Annotated in this window: 18 protein-coding genes and 1 pseudogene; 8 read left to right on the forward strand and 11 right to left on the reverse strand. The window is 68.0% G+C overall.

The window, feature by feature from the left end; translation table 11 throughout:
• Positions 1–59: 59 nt before the first annotated feature.
• Positions 60–1,115, reverse strand: a complete 1,056-nt coding sequence (gene trpD / locus BKD30_RS05420) for an anthranilate phosphoribosyltransferase (RefSeq protein WP_076702969.1) — start codon at positions 1,113–1,115, stop codon at positions 60–62.
• A gap of 262 nt (positions 1,116–1,377) precedes the next feature.
• Between trpD and ctaE the strand changes: the two genes are divergently transcribed.
• From ctaE to qcrB, 4 genes are all read left to right on the forward strand, one after another.
• Entirely contained in the window at positions 1,378–2,016 is a 639-nt protein-coding gene (gene ctaE, locus BKD30_RS05425; RefSeq protein ID WP_076702971.1) for an aa3-type cytochrome oxidase subunit III, read from the forward strand.
• 146 nt (positions 2,017–2,162) lie between these two features.
• Positions 2,163–2,960, forward strand: coding sequence for a cytochrome bc1 complex diheme cytochrome c subunit (gene qcrC, locus BKD30_RS05430; protein WP_076702973.1), 798 nt, complete (start codon positions 2,163–2,165; stop codon positions 2,958–2,960).
• A gap of 88 nt (positions 2,961–3,048) precedes the next feature.
• Complete coding sequence (gene qcrA / locus BKD30_RS05435; protein WP_076703091.1) at positions 3,049–4,077, forward strand: cytochrome bc1 complex Rieske iron-sulfur subunit; 1,029 nt, start codon at positions 3,049–3,051, stop codon at positions 4,075–4,077.
• Complete coding sequence (gene qcrB, locus BKD30_RS05440) at positions 4,077–5,762, forward strand: cytochrome bc1 complex cytochrome b subunit (protein WP_076702975.1); 1,686 nt, start codon at positions 4,077–4,079, stop codon at positions 5,760–5,762. Before qcrA ends, qcrB begins: the two co-directional genes overlap by 1 nt.
• Positions 5,763–5,840: 78 nt before the next feature.
• Here qcrB and BKD30_RS05445 read toward each other — a convergent pair whose 3' ends face one another.
• The 6 genes from BKD30_RS05445 to BKD30_RS05470 form a co-directional block, all read right to left on the reverse strand.
• Complete coding sequence (locus tag BKD30_RS05445) at positions 5,841–6,593, reverse strand: GntR family transcriptional regulator (RefSeq protein ID WP_076702977.1); 753 nt, start codon at positions 6,591–6,593, stop codon at positions 5,841–5,843.
• Positions 6,594–6,716: 123 nt separating this feature from the next.
• A complete protein-coding gene (locus BKD30_RS05450; RefSeq protein WP_076702979.1) occupies positions 6,717–7,118 on the reverse strand; it encodes a cytochrome c oxidase subunit 4 in 402 nt (133 codons plus the stop codon).
• Positions 7,119–7,122: 4 nt separating this feature from the next.
• Positions 7,123–8,847 carry an aa3-type cytochrome oxidase subunit I gene (gene ctaD / locus BKD30_RS05455; protein WP_076702981.1) on the reverse strand — a complete coding sequence of 575 codons (1,725 nt, stop codon included), beginning with the start codon at positions 8,845–8,847 and terminating at the stop codon, positions 7,123–7,125.
• 7 nt (positions 8,848–8,854) lie between these two features.
• On the reverse strand, positions 8,855–9,724 hold the full coding sequence (gene ctaC, locus BKD30_RS05460; RefSeq protein WP_076702983.1) for an aa3-type cytochrome oxidase subunit II: 870 nt from the start codon (positions 9,722–9,724) through the stop codon (positions 8,855–8,857).
• Positions 9,725–9,934: 210 nt separating this feature from the next.
• A complete protein-coding gene (locus tag BKD30_RS05465) occupies positions 9,935–10,306 on the reverse strand; it encodes a HesB/IscA family protein (RefSeq protein ID WP_076702984.1) in 372 nt (123 codons plus the stop codon).
• 99 nt (positions 10,307–10,405) lie between these two features.
• On the reverse strand, positions 10,406–11,806 hold the full coding sequence (locus BKD30_RS05470; RefSeq protein ID WP_076702986.1) for a dipeptidase: 1,401 nt from the start codon (positions 11,804–11,806) through the stop codon (positions 10,406–10,408).
• Positions 11,807–11,910: 104 nt separating this feature from the next.
• Between BKD30_RS05470 and BKD30_RS05475 the strand changes: the two genes are divergently transcribed.
• Together BKD30_RS05475 and BKD30_RS16645 are read left to right on the forward strand one after the other, a co-directional pair.
• Positions 11,911–12,498 carry a DUF3043 domain-containing protein gene (locus BKD30_RS05475; protein ID WP_076702988.1) on the forward strand — a complete coding sequence of 196 codons (588 nt, stop codon included), beginning with the start codon at positions 11,911–11,913 and terminating at the stop codon, positions 12,496–12,498.
• Between the two features lie 149 nt (positions 12,499–12,647).
• Complete coding sequence (locus BKD30_RS16645; protein ID WP_162493837.1) at positions 12,648–12,908, forward strand: hypothetical protein; 261 nt, start codon at positions 12,648–12,650, stop codon at positions 12,906–12,908.
• 241 nt (positions 12,909–13,149) lie between these two features.
• On the opposite strand, the pseudogene BKD30_RS17025 reads toward BKD30_RS16645, so the two are convergent.
• Positions 13,150–13,590, reverse strand: a pseudogene (locus tag BKD30_RS17025) (transposase); the annotation flags it as partial.
• Positions 13,591–13,593: 3 nt separating this feature from the next.
• Complete coding sequence (locus tag BKD30_RS05485; RefSeq protein WP_076702990.1) at positions 13,594–14,235, reverse strand: hypothetical protein; 642 nt, start codon at positions 14,233–14,235, stop codon at positions 13,594–13,596.
• Between the two features lie 84 nt (positions 14,236–14,319).
• Between BKD30_RS05485 and BKD30_RS05490 the strand changes: the two genes are divergently transcribed.
• Positions 14,320–14,928, forward strand: coding sequence for a TetR/AcrR family transcriptional regulator (locus BKD30_RS05490; RefSeq protein WP_076702992.1), 609 nt, complete (start codon positions 14,320–14,322; stop codon positions 14,926–14,928).
• Positions 14,929–14,974: 46 nt separating this feature from the next.
• On the opposite strand, the gene BKD30_RS05495 is transcribed toward BKD30_RS05490, so the two are convergent.
• A complete protein-coding gene (locus BKD30_RS05495; protein WP_268874365.1) occupies positions 14,975–15,604 on the reverse strand; it encodes a transposase domain-containing protein in 630 nt (209 codons plus the stop codon).
• Between the two features lie 144 nt (positions 15,605–15,748).
• Here BKD30_RS05495 and BKD30_RS05500 point away from each other — a divergent pair, with 144 nt between their 5' ends.
• Complete coding sequence (locus tag BKD30_RS05500; RefSeq protein ID WP_076702993.1) at positions 15,749–16,753, forward strand: aldo/keto reductase family protein; 1,005 nt, start codon at positions 15,749–15,751, stop codon at positions 16,751–16,753.
• A gap of 203 nt (positions 16,754–16,956) precedes the next feature.
• Here BKD30_RS05500 and BKD30_RS05510 read toward each other — a convergent pair whose 3' ends face one another.
• Entirely contained in the window at positions 16,957–18,018 is a 1,062-nt protein-coding gene (locus BKD30_RS05510; RefSeq protein WP_076702996.1) for a quinone-dependent dihydroorotate dehydrogenase, read from the reverse strand.
• Positions 18,019–18,105: the final 87 nt, after the last annotated feature.

Raw genomic sequence — 18,105 nt, forward strand, 5'->3', positions numbered from 1 at the left:
CGCGTCGCGAGACTGCGTCGGGTCTGCCGGTGGGTCGTCCGAGGAGCCCCCCGACGGGTTCAGCGGCCGCGTTCGTCGCTGAACCGCACCCAGCGTTCCAGCACCTTGGCCGCCGCGCCGCTGTCCAGCGACCGGTGTGCCCGCGCGAGACCCGCGGCCAACCGCTCGATCAGCGGACCGTCGGCGGTTTGGTCGGCGGCGGTCAGGCCGGCGGCCGCGTTGAGCGCAACGGCGTCCCGCACCGGCCCGAGGTCCCCCGCGAGGACCGCACGGACGACGTCGGCGTTCTGCGCCGGGGCACCGCCACGCAGGTCCTCGAGCACGGCGCGCGGGACACCGAGCTGTGCCTGCGGATCCAGCGTCTGCTCGGTCACGCTGCCGCCGCGCACCTCCCACACGGTCGACGTCGTCGTGGTGGTCAGCTCGTCGAGTCCGTCGTGTCCGTGGAAGACCAGGGCGCGGTTGCCGCGGCGGGCCAGCACCCCGGCGATCAGGGGGCCGATCCGGGGATCGGCGACGCCGATGGCGGACGCGTCCACCCGGGCGGGATTGGTCATCGGGCCCAGGAAGTTGAACACGGTCGGGACTCCGAGCGCCTTACGTGCGCCGGCGGCGAACCGCATCGAGGGGTGGAACACCTGGGCGAAGCAGAACGTGACACCGACGACCCGAGCAGCCTCGGCCACGTCGGCGACCCCCAGATCGAGGTTCACCCCCAGGGCCTCCAGCACGTCGGCGGTGCCGGTCGACGACGACGCGGCCCGGTTGCCGTGCTTGACCACGGGCGTTCCGGCGCCGGCGCACACGAGCGCCGCCATGGTCGAGATGTTCACCGTGTTCTGCCGGTCCCCGCCGGTGCCCACGATGTCGAGGGCGTCGCCGTTGATCGGCAGCGGATTGGCGTGGTCGAGCATCGCCTCGACGAGTCCGGCCAGTTCCTCGACGGTCTCCCCCTTGGCCTTCAGGGCCACGAGGAAACCAGCGACGGCGGCGTCGGACAACTCCCCCGACATCACCCGGTCCATCGCCCACGCCGTCTCCGGTGCGGCCAGGTCACGGCCGGCGAGCAACACCGTCAGCAGTTCGGGCCAGGACCGGACCGTCGGCCGATCCACGACCGTCCGGCCGGTGTCGGACTGGCCAGTCAACGGGCCAACGGACGAGGTGGCGGGTGGTTGCGGATGCACCCGTCGATCGTAGCGCCGGGCCGACGTCGAGCCGACTCGCAAGTTCCTGAACGCAGGCTGGGAACGGATCCTAACCCGAGCCCCAGTTCTAACCTCTGTAGACAAGTTTTTTTCGATATCGTCCCACGTCAGTAGCACCTTCCGGCGAGTTGCGTTGGTGACTCAGGGTTTTACCAGCCATAATGGCTCCGTGACCAGTGCAACCCAGGCTCCGAGCGCCCAGGCGCATCCGGCTCTCAACCGTCCGAACATGGTGTCGGTGGGGACGATCGTGTGGCTCTCCAGCGAGATCATGTTCTTCGCGGCCCTGTTCGCCATGTACTTCACCCTGCGGTCGACAGTCCCCGAGATGTGGGCCGAGGAGACCGCCAAGCTGAACGTCCCGCTCGCGCTGGCGAACACCATCGTGCTGGTGCTCAGCTCGGTGACCTGCCAGTTCGGCGTGTTCGCCGCCGAACGGCTGCAGCCACGCCGGACCGGTGGCCTGTTCAACCTCGCACGCTGGGGCATGGTCGAGTGGTTCATCCTGACCTTCCTCATGGGTGCGGTGTTCGTGTCGGTGCAGGCGTACGAGTACACCACCCTGGTGTCGGAGAGTGTCTCGCTCTCCTCCAACGCCTACGGGTCTGCCTTCTACCTGACCACCGGGTTCCACGGTCTGCATGTGACGGGCGGCCTGCTCGCGTTCCTGTTCATCATCGGACGTGCCTACATCGCCAAGCGCTTCGGCCATTTCGAAGCGACCTCCGCCGTCGTCGTCTCCTACTACTGGCACTTCGTCGACGTCGTCTGGATCGCCCTGTTCTTCATCATCTACTTCCTCAAGTAGCCCGGCCTTGACTGCGACCGGAGGCGGACGAGAATGAGACCACTGATATCTCGGAAATCGAGAAGAATCGGACCACCGAGACCAGGGCGGGTGCGTCCACCAGCCCCCGTGAAGGCGAAGCACCACCAGGGAAGAGGTACGGACAGGTGAAGTCACTCGCGCAACGACGCCGGCACCCGCTCGCGGCGGTGGCACTGATCCTGCTGGCCCTGCTGATCACGGGCACGCTCTATGCGGTCGCCAGTGCGGCGAACGCCGCGCAGGCGAGTCAGTCACGGGAGGCCTACTCCGCTCAGGACGTGAACAACGGTCAGAAGCTGTTCGTCGCCAACTGCGCCAGCTGCCACGGCACGTCCGCCAAGGGCACGAGCGCTGGTCCGTCCCTCGTCGGCGTGGGCGCTGCCAGCGTCGACTTCCAGGTCGGGACCGGCCGGATGCCGCTGGCCCAGCAAGGCCCGCAGGCACAGAAGAAGCCTGTCCAGTTCGACGACGCCCAGATTCGGCAGCTCGCCGCCTACGTGGCGTCCCTCGGCGCCGGCCCGGCCGTGCCCTCCGCAGCGGAACTGGACACCAGCAAGGGCGATGCCGCCAAGGGCGGCGAACTGTTCCGAGTCAACTGCGCCATGTGCCACAACGCGGCCGCCGCCGGTGGTGCACTCACGCGGGGCAAGTTCGCCCCTGCGCTGGCGGGGGTGAGCGAGAAGCACATCTACGAGGCGATGGTCACCGGCCCGCAGAACATGCCGGTCTTCAACAACTCCAACATCTCCCCTGAGGAGAAGCGGAACCTGATCACCTTCCTGAAGACCATCGAGCAGCAGGGTTCTCCGGGTGGTGCCGACCTCGGCTCACTCGGGCCCGTGTCCGAGGGCCTGTTCGCGTGGGTCGCCGGGCTCGGCGTCATCATCGCCTTCACCATCTGGCTGACCTCGCGGTCCTCCTGATCACCGCTCCGGTGCGCGGGCGGAGGGAGACCGCCCCGCACGACCGGAACTCGACACACCAGCATCACGACGAGGAATGAAGGGGCTCATGAGCGACCGTAGCAACGGCACCCCGGGCAACTCCGGCGCAGTCGCCACGGCTGACGACCGACCCGACGACCTGGCCCACGCGGATCCGGGGCTTCCGCCGCACCGTCCGCGGCTCTCCGATACGCAGCCACGCGCTGCCAAGCGCAACGAGCGGCAGGTATCGCTGCTGTTCGTCGTGTCGATCGTCGGCACCCTGTTGTTCTTCTTCGGATACTTCTTCATCCGGCTCGACAACACCGTGGCCACCCTGCGGCTGCAGAACCTGCTGCTCGGGCTCGGCACCGCGTTCGCCATGTTCGGTATCGGTATCGGCATCGTCCACTGGGCGAAGACGCTCATGCCCGACCACGAGTGGGTGGAGGAGCGGCACGAGATCCGGCCGGAGTCCGACCGCCGGGACGCGGAGCGGATCGTCACGGGCATCCTGTCCGAGTCGGGGATCGGCCGTCGGCCGTTGATCCGCAACACGTTGATCGGTGCCGGCGCCCTGGCGGTGCTGCCCGCCATCGCGATCTTCCGCGACCTCGGGCCACTGCCGGGCAATGCGCTTCGGCGCACCATGTGGGACCGCGGCGTCCGCCTGAGTCGCGATCCGGACGGCACGCCCATCCGTGCCGCCGACGTGACGATCGGCTCGGTTTTTCACGTCATTCCCGAAGGCTTGAACGAGGCCGAGGACAAGCTCGAGCAGAAAGCGAAGGCGGTCGTCCTGCTGATGCGCCTGGAGCCGGCGGACCTGAACCCGTCCCCCGGGCGGGAGAACTGGGCGTACGAGGGCATCGTTGCCTATTCGAAGATCTGCACCCACGTCGGCTGCCCGGTGGCCCTGTACGAGCAGCGCACGCACCATCTGCTCTGCCCGTGCCACCAGTCGACCTTCGACGTGACGCAGGAGTGCAAGGTGATCTTCGGGCCGGCGGCACACCCGCTGCCCCAGTTGCCCATCATGGTCGACGACCAGGGGTACCTCGTCGCACAGAGCGACTTCCTCGATCCTGTGGGTCCGAGTTTCTGGGAGCGTGGCTGATGTCCACTACGAGCACCGATCAGCGCAACACCGGATATGTAGCGCCGACCGCCGTCGGCAAGATGGCGGACTTCGTCGACCAGCGCGTTGGCGGCTCGGCGCTGGTCAAGGAGTTCGGTCGGAAGGTCTTCCCGGACCACTGGTCGTTCATGTTCGGCGAGGTCGCGCTCTACTCGTTCGTCATCCTGCTGTTGTCGGGAACGTTCCTCACCTTCTTCTTCGAGCCTTCGATGGCCGTCACCCAGTACGACGGGTCGTACGTGCCGCTGAAGGGCGTCGAGATGTCGGTCGCGTACCAGTCCTCCCTCGACATCTCCTTCGACATCCGTGGTGGCCTTTTCATGCGCCAGGTGCACCACTGGGCGGCCCTGCTGTTCGTGGCGTCCAACGCGGTGCACATGTTGCGCGTGTTCTTCACCGGGGCGTTCCGCAAGCCGCGCGAGCTGAACTGGGTCGTGGGCGGACTGCTGCTCATCCTGGGCCTCGCCGCCGGTTTCACCGGGTATTCGCTGCCGGACGACCTGCTCTCCGGCAACGGTCTACGCATCATCGACGGTGTCATCCTCGCCATCCCGGTGGTGGGAACCTATATCGCGTTCTTCCTCTTCGGCGGCGAGTTCCCCGGGACCGACATCATCCCGCGGCTCTTCACCCTGCACATCCTCCTGATTCCCGCCGCCATTCTGCTGCTGATCGCCATTCACCTGTTCATGGTGGTGCTCCACAAGCACACCCAGTACCCGGGACCGGGTCGTACGGAGACCAACGTCGTCGGCTACCCGGTCGGCCCGATCTATGCGGCGAAGGCCGGCGGCTTCTTCTTCATCGTCTTCGGCATCATCGCGTTGATGGCTGCGGCGTTCACCATCAACCCCATCTGGAATTACGGCCCGTACGACCCCTCACCGATCTCCGCCGGCACGCAGCCGGACTGGTACATCGGCTGGGTCGACGGTGCACTCCGCCTGATGCCTGGCACCTGGCCGTGGAACTGGGAGTTCGTGCTGTTCGGCACCTGGACGCTGTCGCTGAACGTGCTCCTGCCCGCTCTGGGGCCCGCGCTGGTGCTGTTCACGCTGATGTTCGGCTACCCGTGGATCGAACGGTGGGTGACGAAGGACAACCGGGAGCACCACATCCTCGATCGCCCGCGGAACGCGCCGACCCGCACGGGTATCGGTGTCGCCGGCGTGATCTACTACTGCGTGCTGTGGGCGGCCGCGAGCTCGGACCTGATCGCCACTCACTTCTACGTCTCCCTCAACGACGTCATCTACTGGCTCCGGACGCTCTTCATCGTCGGTCCCGTCATCGGCTTCATCGTGGCCCGCCGGATCGCCCTGGCACTGCAGCGGAAGGACCGGGAGATCGCCCTGCACGGCCGGGAGACCGGTCGCGTGGTGCGGTTGCCGCACGGCGAGTTCATCGAGGTGCACGAACCGGTCGACCGGTATCACCTGTACCGGATGATCAACTTCGACTCCCCCGAGGTGCTCGCCCCGCAGCCGGGGCGGAACGGCAAGGTGTCCGGCGCCGAGAAGGTCCGCGGTCGGCTCTCCCGCTTCTTCTTCGAGGATCGTGTCGCACCGGTGACCCCGGCAGAGCTGGAAGCGGCGCACTCCCACGGCGGCGGACACGACGAGATCGAGACCGCAGAAGCTGAGCGCGCCGGCATCGGACGCTGACCGGCAGCAGCCGACACTCGAAGCGGGCCCGGCAGGTTTTCCTCCTGCCGGGCCCGCTCAGTTGTGCGGTCACGGTGGTCAGCGGTCCCGCAGCAAGGGCCGGTTCCCCTGATGGGATCGTCGCGGCCGCTGCAGCGGCACAGACAGCCGGTACCGATCGGCGCGGTAGTACGAGATGGAGAAGTCCACGACGACACGGCCGACGTACGCCCGTCGCTCGATCTTCAACAGCGGATCCCGGGCGTCGATCTTGAGCAGACGGGCGAGCGAGGACGTCGCCGAGGTGGCCTCGATGGTGTCCTCACCCCACTCGATCACCAGGCCGTGTTCTTCGTTGAGATACCGATACAGTGACGGGGGCGGCGAGGCTCTGACCATGCCGGGTACGTGATGGGGCACGAGGAAGTTCTCGTCCACGCTCATCGGCTCTCCGTCGGCGTAGAAGAGCCGTCGGTAGCGCACCACCGGATCCCCGGGCTCCAGGCGCAGCTGTCGAGCCACGTGGTCGGAGGCCGCGACCGTGCCGAAGTCGAGGACGGTCGCCGTGGGGATCATGCCGCGGCGCGTCATCTCCTCCGTGTAGGAGGTCAGCTGCACATGGATGGACCGCTTCGGGTAGGCAACGAAGGTACCGACGCCCACCAGGCGGTCGATCAGCCCTTCGGTGGCAAGTTCGTCCAGCGCACGGCGCACCGTCATCCGCGCGACGCCGAAGCGCGCCGCCAGCTCCCGCTCCGGGGGCAGGCCGTCACCGGGCTGCAGAACGCCGAGCACGTCCGCTCGCAGCTGCGCCAGCACCCGGCGGTAGCCGGTAGCGCCTTCTTCGTCCACGGCGACTCCCTCCGGACGGGCGCGAGCCGGAGCAGGCGACCCTGGATGCGGGAGAGGCCCGGACGCGGTTCCCCGCCCCGGGCCTCTCACCGATCGCTGCTCAGCGTACGCGGCTCGAATACGTCAGTGTGCGTGATCCCCGCGGCTGTACTCGAACACCCAGCCGATCAACCCGATCACGCCGAGGAACGTGCCGATGTAGAGGACCCACCAACCCACCGCCAGGCCGAGCATCACGGCCGCAGCACCGAGTGCGAGGGTGAGGGGCCACCAACTCCACGGGCTGAAGAAACCCTGCTCGCCCGCGCCCTCGTGGATCTCGCCGTCGGTCCGGTCCTCGGGCCGGAAGCCGACGCGTCGGCCGGTGTACCACAGGTACAACCCCACCATTCCGGACAGGCCCGCCACGAGCCAGACTCCGATTATGCCCACCGGCTCGGCCCACCGCACCATGAACCCATAGACGGTCCCCACCACGAGGAAGAACGGGACCATGAACAGGAAGAGTTTGGTTTCGACACGCATCGGCTCAGGCCTCTTCTCGATCGGCCGGTCCGAAGACGCCGGCACTGGCGCTACCGCTCGGCGCCGAGTGCGCCGCCAACTCGGGGTGGTGCAGGTCCAGCGCGGGACGCTCCGACCGGATCCGCGGCAACGAGGTGAAGTTGTGCCGCGGGGGCGGGCACGACGTCGCCCACTCCAGCGACCCACCGAACCCCCAGGGGTCGTCGACCGTCACCTTCTCCTTGCGCCGCCAGGTGATGTACACGTTCCAGAAGAACGGCAGCAGCGACGCACCGAGAAGGAATGACGAGATCGTCGAGATCTGGTTCATCCAGGTGAAGTTGTCCTCCGGCATGTAGTCCGCGTAGCGGCGAGGCATGCCGACCACTCCGAGCCAGTGCTGGATCAGGAACGTGCCGTGGAAACCGAGGAAGAGCATCCAGAAGTGCACTTTCCCGAGCCGCTCGTTGAGCATCGATCCGGTCCATTTCGGCCACCAGAAGTAGAAGCCCGCGAACATCGCGAAGACGACGGTGCCGAACACGACGTAGTGGAAGTGAGCGACCACGAAGTAGGTGTCCGACACCTGGAAGTCCAGCGGTGGAGCCGCCAGGATGATGCCGGTCAGGCCGCCGAACAGGAAGGTGATCAAGAACCCGATCGACCACAGCATCGGCGTCTCGAAGGTCACCGAGCCACGGAACATCGTGCCGATCCAGTTGAAGAACTTCACACCGGTGGGCACCGCGATCAGCATCGTCATGAAGGCGAAGAACGGCAGCATCACCGACCCCGTGACGTACATGTGGTGTGCCCACACCGTCACCGACAGCGCTGCGATGGCGATCGTCGCGAACACCAGGCCCTTGTAACCGAAGATCGGCTTGCGCGAGAACACCGGGATGATCTCGGTCACGATCCCGAAGAACGGTAGGGCGATGATGTACACCTCCGGATGCCCGAAGAACCAGAACAGGTGCTGCCAGAGGAGTGCGCCGCCGTTCTCCGGGTCGAAGATGTGGGCACCGAATCTCCGGTCGGCTCCCAGAGCGAAGAGCGCTGCGGCCAGCGGGGGGAACGCCATCAGCACGAGCATCGAGGTGACGAGCGCGTTCCAGGTGAAGATCGGCATCCGCCACATGGTCATACCCGGAGCGCGCATGCAGATGATCGTGGTGATGAAATTGACCGCGCCCATGATGGTGCCGAATCCGGACAGCGCGAGTCCGAACACCCAGAGGTCACCACCCACACCGGGCGAGAACGTCGTGTTCGACAGCGGGGAGTAGGCGAACCAGCCGAAGGACGCCGCGCCCTGCGGGGTGATGTAACCGGCCACGGCAATGGTGGACCCGAACAAGTAGAACCAGAAGGCCAGCGCGTTGAGCCGGGGAAAAGCGACGTCCGGCGCACCGATCTGCAGCGGCATGATGACGTTGGCGAAGCCGGAGAACAGCGGGGTCGCGAACATCAGCAGCATGATCGTGCCGTGCATGGTGAACAGCTGGTTGTACTGGTCTTTCGTCTGCAGGATCTGCATGCCGGGCTGGAACAGCTCGGCGCGGATCAACAGCGCCATCACCCCGCCGATGCAGAAGAAGATGAACGACCCGATCAGGTACATGTACCCGATGGTCTTGTGGTCGGTGCTGGTCAGCCAGTTGACCACGATCCGCCCCTTCGACCGGGGCACCACTCGGGGCGCGGTCGCGACGGCGGAGTCCTCCGCGGTGTAGTTGTACGTGGACACGGGTCACTCAGCCTTTCGACACCGGGTTGGGGGTCAGCTTCGAGTTGCGGTCGTATTCCTTGCCGATCTGACCGCTCTGGCCGCGATCACGCAGCTGCTGCATGCGCTGGTCGAACTGTGCTTGGCTGACCACTTCGACGTTGAACAACATCTCGGAGTGGTACTCGCCGCACAGTTCGGTGCATTTCCCGTCGAACTTCCCCTCCTTCTGAGGGGTGAAGGTCATGTAATTCGTCTTCCCGGGGATCGCGTCCATCTTCTGCAGGAACGCGGGCACCCAGAACGAATGGATGACGTCCCGGGCGTTCAACTGCAGTTCGACGGTCCGATTGACCGGAAGGTACAGGGTCGGGATCCGATCCCTGGCACCGGTCTTGCCGTCGAGCTGTGCTTGGGTGCCCGTCTCGTAGGTGTTCTCCTTGACATAGTTGAAGTCCCACGACCACTGCTTGGCACGGACGTCGATCACGACCGCGGGATCGTCGCTCCGCTGCAGAATCTTCGTCTGCGCGATGTCGGTGAAGTAGAACAGCACGAACACCATCGCCAGTGGCACGAAGGTGTAGAAGATCTCGATCGGCAGGTTGTAGCTCAGTTGCCGCGGGTAGCCCTTGTCGGTCTTGCGGCGGCGGTAGGCGATGATGCACCACAGGATCAGTCCCCAGACCAGCACACCGACCGCCAGCGCGGCGATCCACGAGTTGATCCACAGATCCCACCCGTATTGCGTGCGGTCGGTCATGTCCCGCTCCGACGGCAGCCAGCCCTTGCTGGCCTCACTGGTACATCCGGACAGCAGCAGCGCTGCCGCTGTTCCGATGGCCACCGCCCCGGCGAGCTTGAACCTGCGCCTGCCGCTGGGTTTCCGTGCAGTCACGAAACGGCCCTTCCTCTTCGGTACGAGATGCGGCACTTTCCGCCCCCTCTCCGCCTTTCGACGGTGCCCCGGGAACGTCGCCACTTTACTACTCCGTGTAGAGCCTACCGCCAGATCCGGGTTTTCCGCCCCACCGCCGGCCGTGTGGCGGGCGAGCGGAATACGCCGGGCCTGTGGGGGCCCGGCGTATTCGCCGGGCCCCGGTTGCTCCTAGTGGAACGAGTCGCCGCAGGCACAGGAACCGCCGGCGTTCGGGTTGTCGATGGTGAATCCCTGCTTGGCGATCGTGTCCTCGAAGTCGATGCTCGCGCCAGAAAGATACGGCACGCTCATCTTGTCGACCACGACCTCGACGCCGTCGTACTGGCGCACGGCGTCGCCGTCGAGCAGGCGTTCGTCGAAGTACAGCTGGTAGATCAGTCCGGAGCAGCCGCCCGGCTGCACGGCGATCCGCAACCGCAGATCGGTGCGTCCCTCCTGCTCCAGCAGGCTGGCGACCTTCTGGGCGGCGACGTCGCTGAGGTTGACGTCATGGCCGGGCAGGTCGGCGGTGTCCACGGTCTCGGTGGTCGATGCGCTCACGGTGAGTCCTCTCTGTGCGGTCCGGGTGCCGGGACGCGTGTTCTCGCGGCCGACGCCCGACGGCGTGCTCCCATCGTACGTCGTCGCCACGGCCGTGCGTCAGCGCCGCAGGCGGTGCAGCAGCAGGGCCTCCGCCACGATCGCGTTGCGGAAGTCGGCCCGGTCCATCGACTCGTTCGCGCCGTGGGCCCGCGTGTCCGGGTCGATGACGCCGGTGAGCAGGATCTGGGCGTCCGGGTACACCTCCGTCAGGTCGGCGACGAACGGGATGGAGCCACCCATCCCGGCCGTGACGGCGGGCGTGCCCCAGGCGTCGCTGAGGGACCGTAGCGCGAGGGCGGACGCGGTGGAGGAGACGTCGGCGTCGAACGCCTGCCCCCGCTCCCCCGCCGCGAACTGGACCTGCGCACCGAAGGGGGTGTGCCCGGTCAGGTGCCGCTCCAGGGCGGCCATCGCCGCGTCGGGGTCCTGTCCGGGTGCCAGCCGCAGGCTCAGCTTGGCCCGCGCGGCCGGGGTGATGGTGTTGGAGGCGACGTCGACGGCGGGAGCGTCCAGGCCGATCACCGACAGCGCCGGCCGGTTCCACAGCCGGGTGGTCAACGACCCGGTCCCGGCCAGCCGCGTGCCGGGCAGCATCGACGCGTCGGCCCGGAAGGCGTCCTCGTCGTAGTCCAGCCCCTGGGCGGTGCCCTGGACCAGACCCTCGACGGCGACGTCACCGTTCTCGTCGTGCAGGGTCGCGATCAGCCGGCTGAGCAGGGTCACGGCGTCGAGCACGGGGCCGCCGAACATGCCCGAGTGAACGCCGTGGTCGAGCACCCGGACTGTGACGGTGGCGTCGACCAGGCCACGCAGGCTGGTGGTCAGGGCCGGGACGCCGGCTTTCCAGTTGCCGGCGTCGGCGACGACGATGACGTCGGCACGCAGCAGGTCCCGGTGCGCGTCGAGGAAGGCACGGAAGGTCGGCGAGCCGGCCTCCTCCTCCCCCTCGACGAACACGGTGACGCCCACCCCGGTTTCCCCGACGGCCCGGGCCAGGGCGCCGAGCGCGGCCGCGTGCACCATGACGCCGCCCTTGTCGTCGGCGGCACCGCGGCCGTAGAGCCGGCCGTCCCGGCCCACGAGGGTGAAGGGGTCGCTCTGCCAGGCGTCGGGGTCCCCGGGCGGCTGGACGTCGTGGTGGGCGTACAGCAGCACGGTCGGCTGGCCGTCCGCCGCGGGTCGGGTCGCCACCACCGCCGGTCCCCCGGTCCGGTCGCCGTCGTCCACGCTGAGCACCCGGGCCTCCAGGCCGAGGTCGGCGAACAGGCCGGCCACCGTCCGGGCGCTGTGTTGCAGGTGTTCCGGGTCGAAGGACGCCCACGCGATCCCGGGGATGGCCACCAGCCCGGCGAGGGCGTCGAGCGTGGCGGGCAGGGCCTCGTCGACGGCGGCGACGATCGCCGCCTCGGTCGGGTCGGACGGCGTCGGGGGCTGGGGGCGGCTGGTCGGTTCGCTCATGCCGGCCAGCCTAGCCACGGTCGGCTCCACCGGCCGGTGCACCTCGTCCGGTGCCGGCCCGGTGACCGGCGCTCGGAGTCCGTGGGGGCCGGTATCCTTGTGGCGTGTTCGGACGTAACAAGGGATCAACTGCCGTGACCGCCGTTCCCGCGCCGGAGCCGGCCGAGGACGCGAAGCGGGGCGGGGGCAAGGGTGCCCCGACCCCGAAGCGGCGCGACCAGGAGGCGGCGCGGCGTCGCCCCTTGGTGCCCGACGACCGCAAGGCCGCCCGGGAGGCGAACCGCGAGGCGAGCCGGGAATCGCGGTTGCGCACCCGCCGCGCCATGGAGACCGGTGACGACAAGTACCTGCCGCTGCGGGACAAGGGCCCGCAGAAGCGGTTCGTGCGCGACTGGGTGGACGCCCGGTTCAGCATCGGGGAGATCCTGCTGCCGCTGGCGCTGGTCTTCGTCCTGCTCACCTTCATCCCCAACACGGCCGTGCAGTCCGTCGTGCTGGTGTTCTTCTATGCCTTCGTCGCCGTGGTCGTCGTCGACGGCCTGTGGCTGCGCCGCACGCTCAAGCGCCGCCTGACCGCGAAGTTCGGCGCGACCGAGCGCGGCGTCTACTGGTACGGCTTCATGCGCACGCTCCAGTTCCGCCGGATCCGGTTGCCCAAGCCGATGGTCAAGCGCGGACAGTACCCCGCCTGACCCGCGACACCCCGCCTGCCCGCGACGTCGTCGGGGTTCTGGACGACCCGGACGCCACCCAGTGGTACAGCGACCGGATCGCCGCGAGTCTCGCCGCGCAGACACTGCACAGCACGCTGAGCCCTCAGGCCACGGCCCGCCTGCTCGGCGTGGACCGGACCACGGTGGACCGACGCCGCAAGGCGCACCAGCTGTACGCCGTCACCACCCCGATCGGACTGCGCTACCCGGCGTGGCTGCAGGAGGTCATCGAGCCAATCCCCGCGGACGTGCATCCCCTGACCGTGGAGGCCCTGATGACCGAGCCCGCCGAGGAGACGGACGGGCGGTCCCCGTTGAGCTGGTTGGCCTCCGGAGGGCCGGCCGCCCTCGTCGTCGCACTCGTCCGTGAACTGGCGTGGCTGCCGTAGCCCCCAGGAACCGGTTCGGAGCCGTCGTTCGGGCAGGAGTTGGTCGATGACCTGGCGACCGATCGTGCCTTTGAGGTCGATGACGGTGTCGGCGACGACGCCGGCGGCCGCGGTGACCTGGTCTCGGGCGGCGTGCAGCGCGATGGTGAAGCTGCCCCGGCCCGGCCCGGCCCGGGTCGATGTCGCGGCGCCCGATGGTGGCGTCGGCGATCGCGATCCGTAGCGCCTGGTAGGTGACCAGGAGTGAGTAGATCTCTTGCTCGATTCCGGCCGGGGTGCGAACGCGGAGCACCCGGCCGCCGAGGATCGTCTGCTTCAGTTCCAGGAAACCGGTCTCGATCTCCCACCGGTCGTGGTAGAGCCGGACGAGTTCGGTGGCCGGGCAGTCGGGGTCACGGATCGTGGTGACGAGCTGGTAGGTCTCGCTGCGCTGCCCGCAACTGGTGGCGAGAGTGATCTCACACCGGATGACACGGACGTCGACCCTGCCGATCTTCGAGAGCCAGGATCCGTCCGCCAGTCGCAGGCAGACCGGGAGGTTGCGGCCTGACTTCACCCGGATCAGCAAGTCCGCGCCGGTGTCGGCGATCGCACCGATCAGGTCCGCGGCAGCGAAGTTCCGGTCGGCCAACAGGATCATCCGCTCATGCTTCGACGATAGAAGCGATTCCCGTCCAGTCATGCGTCAACTGGCGAGTTCGTCGAACCAACTCGAACGCATCCGCAGGGCTCGCTCCGTGCTGCCGACGACAGCCGCGAGCCCGATGAGCAGGTTGATGGAGGGGGGGAGTCGCACGGGCGACGTGAAGGTGCCGATCGAGTCGGCGATGAGTGGGACCTGGGAGAGCGACTCGATGATCTGCGGCACTTCGACGCCGAGGCCGACGACCACGAGCGCGATGGAGATGAGGCCAATGACGCGGCTTAGACCGGGATGCCGGTGGTGCAGCCGGGCGCGACGCCCTTCTGCGGATGCGGGATCGGGAGATAGCTGCTGCTCGGTCCCGTCTGTGCGCACGTAGTGGCAGCGCTTGAGCCCGAAGCCGTTGATGGCGACCTCGATGTGACCGCCCGGTACCGAGAAGCGGGTCGGCGTCTTCGCGAACGACTGCAAAGAACCGTTCACGTACAAGCGGGCACGAATCGCGCCATCCGTCATATCGCCGGCGTGACGAACATCGACCGTGTAGGTCGACGTCGCGCCGTCACCCGAGGGCAACGTGATCGAGCGCAGCGACCTACCGAACATTTGCCACCAGCGATACCGGCGCAGTGGCTCACCGGACCCGGCACGGACGCGGCGGTTGCGCCACTGTTGGATCGCCATTTCCCATCCCCACTTCCCGCTAGCACAGCGTGATACAGTTACGCTAGCACGCTGTGATAGACAGGTGCCAGAGGGGAGGCAGACGTGAACGCTGAGACCAAGGAACCAGGCACGCGCGCCAAGATTCTCATCGCCGCGGCGACGATGCTCGGCGAGAACCCGACCGCGCGCTTGAGCGTGCGGGCAGTGGCAGCCCGCGCCCAGGTGAGCACGGGTTCACTACGACACTTCTTCCCAACGCAGCGCGATCTCGTCGACACCGTCGTCGCCGGGATCTACGACCTCGACATCCCTAACGACCCGATCAACGACCGCACGTTGACACCGAACGAGCGCCTGGTCGAATGCCTACGACTGCTCCTCGCGCAAGTAGGCGCGGGCGATCGCGCCCGAGAGCAATGGAGAGCCCTGTACGAGGCGTACGTCGCCTCCAAGCCATCCGATGACCAAGCAGCCAGCTATCTCGCGCTCGAACGGCTGGGTCGCCACCGCATCGAGCAATGGTTGACCACCTTGATCGACGAAGGCGCGATCCCCCCAGAAAGGGTCGAACAGCGGGCGCGATTTCTTCAGACCGTTGTTACTGGCCTCATGACCGAACGTGCTCTGCCCGCAGAGGCGGTGAGGATCGAAACCGAAACCGAAACGCTGCACCTAGCGGTCGTCGCCACCGCGTCCGTGTGGTCGAGCTGATGCCAGCAGCGTCGGGCGACAGCGCGATCCCCTTGGCATGGGCTTCTCATGCAGCGACCCGAGCAGTTTCCGGGTGTCGGTGGTCTCCCCGGTGGAGGTCGATCCGAAGGTGACCGCGATCACGGCCCTGGGTGCCGCAAGCGACCAGGGCAAGCAGCCGAACCATCGGATACCCGGTACCGCCGTGGTTGCCGCCGCCTTTGCGGTAGACCTGCAGATTCGCGGGAGTGTCCGGGCAGCACATCATCGTGCCGTCGACCGCGGTGACCAGACGGTCCCGCCACCACACCCCGCGAGTAGCGGGACCTGCGGTCGGGCCGCGGAGCAGATCGAACAGTGCCCGCAGCGGCGCGGCACCGACCCGACGGCGGGCCTGCGCCAACGCCCCCGCGGTCGGGACCGCGACGGTCAACCCAGCCAGGCCCGCGACGAGTCGAGCCCACACCTGCCGGTATCCGCACTCCGCGAACAGGGCTGCAGCCAGCAGCAGGTAGACCACCACCCGAGACGGCAGATCACGCACCCGCGCCTGCACCCGACCGGTCTCGGCCAGCGCCGCGTCGACCATCTCGAACGGCACGATCTGGGTCAACTCACCCAGATGACCCGGCGCGAAGCGGCCACCAGCGACCGCGACCTCAGGAACGACATGCTGAATGCCACACTGAACAGGCAACGGGGCTCCTGGAAGCGAGAAGCGTCTTGGGCGATGCCCCTGCTACCCGAGCCCCGTTGCCCACCCCGCCACGACTTGCCCACACCCACCCTTGACAAAGCCGCCCGCCGCCTAACTACACGGCATTGGGGCTAGGCTGGCCGGATGGATTACAGACATCTCGGCAACAGTGGTCTGAAGGTTTCGGAGATCACCTACGGCAACTGGCTCACCCACGGCTCCCAGGTGGAGAACGACGTCGCGGCGCAGTGCGTGCGCGCGGCTCTGGACGCGGGGATCACCACCTTCGACACGGCGGACGCGTACGCCAACGGTGCGGCCGAGCAGGTGCTCGGGGACTCGCTGAAGAGCGAGCGGCGTGAGTCGCTGGAGATCTTCACCAAGGTGTACTGGCCGGTCGGCCCCAAGGGCGTCAACGACGTCGGCCTCAGCCGCAAGCACATCATGGAGGGCATCAACAACTCCCTGAAGCGCCTGCAGATGGACTACGTCGACCTCTACCAGGCCCACCGGTACGACGTCGAGACCCCGCTCGAGGAGACCATCGCGGCGTTCGCCGACGTCGTCCGCGCCGGGAAGGCGCTCTACATCGGCGTCTCCGAGTGGTCCGCCGAGCAGCTGCGCGAGGGCCAGAAGCTGGCGCGCGAGGCGGGCTTCTCGATCGTCTCCAACCAGCCGCAGTACTCGGCGCTGTGGCGGGTGATCGAGGAGAAGGTGGTGCCCACCTCCCGTGAGTTGGGCATCTCCCAGATCGTCTGGTCTCCGATGGCGCAGGGTGTGCTCTCCGGCAAGTACGAGCCCGGCAAGGATGCCCCGGCCGGCTCTCGCGCGACCGACAGCAAGGGCGGCCAGGACACCATTGCCCGCTTCATGGACGAGCAGACGCTGACGGCGGTGCAGAAGCTGCGGCCGATCGCCGAGGGCGCCGGCCTGAAGATGTCGACGCTGGCCATCGCCTGGGTGCTGCAGAACGACAACGTCGCCGCGGCCCTGGTCGGCGCGTCCCGTCCCGAGCAGGTCGCCGAGAACGTCAAGGCCGCCGGCGTGAAGCTCGACGCCGCCACGATGTCGGCCATCGACGACGCCCTCTCCGGCGTCGTCGAGTCCGACGCGTCCAAGACCGTGTCCCCGGAGAAGCGCCCGGCCTGACCGGACGCCACTGGAGCAAGCCCTCCGCCCGAGGCCCGGGTCACCGATCGCGGTGACCCGGGCCTCGTCCGTCCCCGGTGCGACACAGAGTTGCCGGAAGGACCCGCGGTGGTGGTGCCGCGCCGAGTGGACGGACGACGTCGTCATCGGTGCCGAATCCGAGCATCTGCCGTACATTCGGCGGTGGTTCCAGCGTCGTCAGCTCACCGCCGACGGCGTGAAAGGCCCGTATTGATCCGTCGTGCCCAAAACGGGCCTTCGTACAGGAACGCCGTGTAGCCCTGAACCAGGTCGGCGCCGGCGGCGAGCCGCTCGGCGACGTCGTCGGCGGTGGTGACTCCGCCGACGGACACGAGCGCGAGCCGGTCCCCGACCGCCGCCTTGAGTCGCCGCAGCACCGCCAGGGACCGCGCGGCCAGCGGTGCACCGGAGAGCCCCCCGGCGCCCGCGGCCGTGACCGTGGCGGCATCGGTGGCCAGCCCGTCCCGGCCCAGCGTGGTGTTGGTGGCGATGATGCCGTCCAGGCCGAGCTCGAGGGCGAGGGCGGCGACGGCGTCGACGTCCTCGTCCGCCAGGTCCGGCGCGATCTTGACCAGCAACGGGACATCCGCCCGCCCGGCAGCGGCGGCGCGGACGGCGCGCAGCAGCGGGGCCAGCGCGTCGATCTCCTGCAACTGACGCAGGCCCGGCGTGTTGGGACTCGAGACGTTGACGACGAGATAGTCGGCGTGCGGGGCGAGGATACGGGTTGAGTATTCGTAGTCGGCGACGGCCTGCTCGAGCGGCACCGTCTTCGTCTTGCCGATGTTGACGCCGATCACGGGTCGGCGGCTCCCGTAGCGCTGGTCCAGCTGGGCTCGGACCGCGGCCAGCCGGGGAGCCAGGGCGGCGGCGCCGTCGTTGTTGAAACCCATCCGGTTGATCACGCCGCGGTCGGGGACCAGGCGGAACAGGCGCGGCCGCGGGTTGCCCGGCTGCGCCGCACCGGTGATGGTGCCCACCTCGATGTGACCGAAGCCCAGGTCGATCAGGGCGAGCGTGTGCCGGCCGTGCTTGTCGAACCCGGCGGCCAGCCCGAACGGCGACGGGAAGTCCAGCCCCATGACCGTGGTGTGCAGCGACGGGTCCGGGGCGCTGAGCCGGTGCAGCACCCGACCCGCCCCGGTCCGGTGGGCGAGGCCGATCAGGCCGGCGCCGATGCCGTGCGCCCGCTCGGCGTCCATCCACGAGAAGGCGGCACGGAAGACGAGGGGATACACGCGCATGGAATCACCGTGCCACACCGCTCCCCCGTCCCCCAATCGCCGGCCGAACGAGCTCGGCTCCGGTCTCACCCTCAGGACCGCAGCCGC

It is taken from the genome of Tersicoccus phoenicis (assembly GCF_001968835.1).
Lineage (GTDB): Bacteria > Actinomycetota > Actinomycetes > Actinomycetales > Micrococcaceae > Tersicoccus > Tersicoccus phoenicis.

What these genes read in the sequence shown, in the direction of transcription:
- BKD30_RS05485 (WP_076702990.1), bottom strand. Translation starts at nt 14,235, where the DNA reads ATGGCGATCCAACAGTGGCGCAACCGCCGCGTCCGTGCCGGGTCCGGT.
- qcrA (WP_076703091.1), top strand. Translation starts at nt 3,049, where the DNA reads ATGAGCGACCGTAGCAACGGCACCCCGGGCAACTCCGGCGCAGTCGCC.
- BKD30_RS05500 (WP_076702993.1), top strand. Translation starts at nt 15,749, where the DNA reads ATGGATTACAGACATCTCGGCAACAGTGGTCTGAAGGTTTCGGAGATC.
- BKD30_RS05470 (WP_076702986.1), bottom strand. Translation starts at nt 11,806, where the DNA reads ATGAGCGAACCGACCAGCCGCCCCCAGCCCCCGACGCCGTCCGACCCG.
- BKD30_RS05510 (WP_076702996.1), bottom strand. Translation starts at nt 18,018, where the DNA reads ATGCGCGTGTATCCCCTCGTCTTCCGTGCCGCCTTCTCGTGGATGGAC.
- BKD30_RS05450 (WP_076702979.1), bottom strand. Translation starts at nt 7,118, where the DNA reads ATGCGTGTCGAAACCAAACTCTTCCTGTTCATGGTCCCGTTCTTCCTC.
- qcrB (WP_076702975.1), top strand. Translation starts at nt 4,077, where the DNA reads ATGTCCACTACGAGCACCGATCAGCGCAACACCGGATATGTAGCGCCG.